Raw genomic sequence first — 4366 nt, forward strand, 5'->3', positions numbered from 1 at the left:
ATTTTTAATTAAATTTTTGATCAAAAAATGTCTGACCAGTCTCTCTCTACTAGACCAGGAAATTTCCCTGACCAGGAATATAGGGATAAGATTGGGCGCACAATTTAAGACTTTTTCTCCGATATTTTTAGCTAACTACAATTTAACCAACTTTATTAACCCCATACTTCTATGCTCAGTGCTCTCATCTGGGGCCCCATCCTCGGAGCCATCCTGATTGCGATTATCCCCAACCCTGGCAATGATTGTTACTCCCGCAAAATTGCCCTGGGAATAATGACTGCGGTGGCCGCCATTAGCGTGGTGTTGGCTTGGCAGTTTGACCTCAGCAATCCCCAGATGCAGTTTGTTGAATATCACTCCTGGTTGCCTAGTTTGGGTCTGAATTACCACCTGGGGGTGGACGGATTATCCCTGCCCCTGTTGTTACTAAACAGCAGTTTGGTTTTGATTGCTATTTTTAGTACCAATCTCAACCTAGAAAGACCAAGGTTTTACTATGCTTTGTTATTACTACTCAGCGGTGGGGTAGCCGGTGCATTTTTAGCCCAGGATTTACTCCTATTTTTCCTCTTTTTTGAGTTGGAAATTATTCCCCTTTATTTTCTCATTGCCATTTGGGGAGGACAACGGCGGGGTTATGCCGCTATGAAGTTTTTACTTTACACTGCCCTATCTGGCTTTTTAGTGCTAGTGTCCTTCCTCGGCTGGTTTTGGCTGACCAAAGCGCCCAATTTTGACTACGACCCCAGCTTGGCCGATGCCCTGCCGATAAAAACCCAAATGTTGTTATTGCTGCCCCTACTGCTTGGTTTGGGCATTAAAATTCCCATTTTTCCTTTCCACACCTGGCTGCCGGATGCCCACGTGGAAGCTTCTACGCCCGTTTCTGTATTGTTGGCAGGGGTTTTACTAAAACTGGGTACCTACGGTTTACTGCGTTTTGGGTTGGGATTGTATCTAGAAGCCTGGGTGGAATTTGCGCCCTATTTAGCGACCCTAGCGGCCATCAGCGCCCTCTATGGAGCCTCCTGTGCGATCGCCCAAAAAGATATGAAAAAAGTGGTGGCCTATTCTTCCATTGCCCACATGGGCTATATCCTGCTGGCCGCCGCCGCCACTACCCGCCTGAGCGTGACCGCCGCTTCAGCCCAGATGGTCAGCCATGGCATCATTTCGGCCCTACTGTTTCTATTGGTGGGGGTGGTGTACAAAAAGACCGGCAGTCGGGACGTGGACAAGTTACAAGGACTATTGACTCCAGAACGAGGCTTGCCCATCACCGGCAGTTTGATGATTCTCGGTGTGATGGCCAGCGCTGGTATTCCAGGCATGGTGGGCTTTATTGCTGAATTTTTAGTATTCCGGGGCAGTTTTCCGATTTTTCCGGTCCAAACCCTACTGTGTTTGATCGGCAGTGGTTTAACGGCTGTTTATTTCCTTTTAATGATTAACCGGGTTTTCTTTGGCCGTCTGACCATGGAACTGTCCCATTTACCCAAGGTGCGTTGGCAGGAACAAGTTCCGGCGATCGCCTTGGCGGTGGTTATCATTGTTTTGGGTATTCAGCCCCATTGGTTAACCCAGTGGAGTGAGCCCCAAACGGCGGTTTTGCTGACGGGACACCCGGATTTGGTCAGTCTGCCGGCCCCGCCCCGCATCGAAATTGAAGTTAAGGAATTGGGAGAAGTGTAAAGCTTCAGCAAAGCAAGATAAATTTAACCGTCATCATCACTTCGTAACCAAAGATGAAAATTGCCGTTGCCAGCGATGAAAAGTGTCACCTCACCGATGTTGTCATAGAGCATCTAGGGGATTTAGGCCATCAGTTGATGCTCTTTGGCCCCTTGGCCGGGGAGATTATGCCTTGGCCGTTGGTTGCCCAACAATTAGCGGAAGTAGTGGCTGATCAAACCGTAGAGGAAGGCATATTATTTTGTTGGACGGGGACAGGGGCCTCCATTGCTGCTAATAAGGTGCCAGGTATCAGGGCGGCCCTAGTCCGGGATGGGGAAACTGCGAGGGGAGCCCGTTGGTGGAACGATGCCAATGTTTTAGTAATGAGTTTACGGGCCACTTCCCCGGCGATCGCCAAGGAAATTTTGACTGCTTGGTTTACCGCCGAGGTTAAACCGGAAGAATTGCCCTGTATTCAACTGGTCACGGCGATCGAGGAAAAATATTCTGCCCAAACTTAATCCAAGCCAGGATTTCATCGTTCCAAAGCTAGGGTTAATTAACCACTGGAGCAGTGGGGGCCGCATTGGAGCCCGTGGGAGTGGGGCCTTCAAACGGGGAAGCCACAAACCCCAACTCATAGAGCTGTTGGTAGGATTTTCTGCCTAAATCCGTAGTGGGGTTCTGGGAACGGATAATTTGTAGTAACAGGGGCACTGCCAAAGCCGCTTCGTTGTTCGCCCGATGTACCAACGCTAAACGATAGGTAGCTTCGTCCCGCAATTGACCCGTTTCCAGGGCGGCAATTCTTTGTTCCTCAAAAATGACTGTGTTAATGCCGGAAAAACTATTAGCCAGTTGTAGATGGAAATTAGACAGTTGGTTGAAAATCTTGCGGGCTTCCTGGAGTTTGCCCAGGGCCACGGTGTACTGATTAAGATTAATCGCATCGTTGGCTTCATTCATCAAGCGACGGCCGGCGGCAATGCTTAACACACTGCCTTCTTGGTTGAGGGGGCGGAACTCCCTAGAATTCTCTGGGCCACTGCCTTCAATGATCACTTCCTCCACCTCCATGACTCCCTGCCCCTGGGCTGACGGAGTTAAACTAGAGGCCAAGGCCAGGCCACAGAGAGTTAAAGCCAATGGATGCACAAGACGTTGAAACATAGGAAGTCGGGGAAGGGCAAATTGAGGACGGCAGTTCAAGCCAAACTGCAACGTATATTAACATTCCCGGTTGATCTCTTTAGGGTGCCATTGGGTTACTTTTGCCATTGCCAAGGCAACTTGTTTTTTCCTATCTGACCTCCCGGGGAAAATTTGTTTTGCACCAACCTATTCTCTCGAAAGAATTCCTTTCCCCTACTCCAGATCAAAGAGCTTTGTGGCCAATGTCCCGTCGGTAATACATGCCCTCAAAAGTAATTTGTTCTACTCCCCGGTAAACAGTGGCGATCGCCGTGGATAAATCTTCTCCTAGGGCCGTGACCCCCAACACCCGACCGCCATTGGTGAGAACTTTGCCCTCCTTTAATTCTGTGCCAGCGTGGAATACTGTCACATCTTGGGCTTCAGCCTCAGCCAAACCATTAATTTCATCGCCTTTGCGGTAACTACCGGGATAACCGCCCGCGGCCACCACCACACAAACCGCATTACCGGCATGCCATTGCAGCGGCTCCAACTGGCCTAGGGTTTGGTCCACACAGGCCATTAAAACTTTTTCCAGGGGAGTGGCGAGGAGGGGCAACACCGCTTGGGTTTCAGGATCACCAAAACGACAGTTATATTCCAACACTTTAATTTCCCCGGTGGGGCTAACCATTAAGCCAGCGTACAGCACTCCCCGGTAATCAATGCCCCGTTTAGCCAAGGCGTTAGCGGTGGGTTGTAAAATTTGTTTTTGCACCTGGTCTATGACCTCTGGGGGGGCAATGGGAGCAGGACAGTAGGCCCCCATGCCACCGGTATTGAGCCCTTGATCCCCTTCCCCAATGCGTTTGTGGTCCTGGGCTGGCAGCAGAGGAATGACATTTTTGCCGTCACAGAGAGCCAGCACGGAAACCTCTTCCCCCGGCAAAAATTCCTCCACCACAATTTTGGCAAAGCCCTGATCAAATAATTCGGCGATCGCCGTGGTTGCTTCGGCCAAAGTTTGGGCCACAATCACCCCTTTACCCGCCGCCAAACCATCAGCTTTCACCACTATGGGGGCTCCCATCTTGGTGGCATAGGCCTGGGCTGGTTCTGGGTTGGTAAAAGTTTCCCCAAAGGCGGTGGGAACCCCCGCTTCGACCAATAACTGTTTCGTCCAGGATTTACTCGCTTCCAATTCCGCCCCAGCTTTGGTGGGACCAAAAACTTTTATGCCCAACGCTTGCAATTGATCCGTTAACCCCAGGGTGAGGGGCAATTCCGGCCCCACTACTACTAAATCAATTTTTTCCGTTTGGCAAAATTCGCAGATTTCTCCCAGTTGATCCACGGCGATCGCCACATTGACGGTTTTGGGTAACCCGGCCGTGCCACCATTTCCGGGTAAGCAATAGCAATGGCTCACTTCCGGCGATCGAACCAACGACCAAGCCAAAGTATGTTCCCGTCCACCGCTACCAATAACTGCCACCTTCATGGAGTCTAACCTCTACAACCGTTGGAAAAATATGACCAATTAGCCGTTTTCAAG

At 50.3% G+C, this 4366-nt stretch carries 4 protein-coding genes; 2 read left to right on the forward strand and 2 right to left on the reverse strand.

Features of this window, described 5'->3' with window-relative positions; translation table 11 throughout:
• Positions 1–171 precede the first annotated feature (171 nt).
• Positions 172–1695, forward strand: coding sequence for an NADH-quinone oxidoreductase subunit M (locus tag IQ219_RS17170; RefSeq protein WP_194073415.1), 1524 nt, complete (start codon positions 172–174; stop codon positions 1693–1695).
• Positions 1696–1748: 53 nt separating this feature from the next.
• Positions 1749–2198, forward strand: coding sequence for an RpiB/LacA/LacB family sugar-phosphate isomerase (locus IQ219_RS17175; protein WP_194073416.1), 450 nt, complete (start codon positions 1749–1751; stop codon positions 2196–2198).
• A gap of 34 nt (positions 2199–2232) precedes the next feature.
• Here the strand turns inward: IQ219_RS17175 and IQ219_RS17180 are convergent, their stop codons facing one another.
• Entirely contained in the window at positions 2233–2847 is a 615-nt protein-coding gene (locus IQ219_RS17180) for a hypothetical protein (protein ID WP_190595981.1), read from the reverse strand.
• Positions 2848–3052: 205 nt separating this feature from the next.
• Positions 3053–4312, reverse strand: coding sequence for a phosphoribosylamine--glycine ligase (gene purD, locus IQ219_RS17185; protein WP_194073417.1), 1260 nt, complete (start codon positions 4310–4312; stop codon positions 3053–3055).
• Between the last annotated feature and the right edge of the window lie 54 nt (positions 4313–4366).

The sequence above is a fragment of the Synechocystis sp. LEGE 06083 genome (genome assembly GCF_015207725.1).
Lineage (GTDB): Bacteria > Cyanobacteriota > Cyanobacteriia > Cyanobacteriales > Microcystaceae > Synechocystis > Synechocystis salina.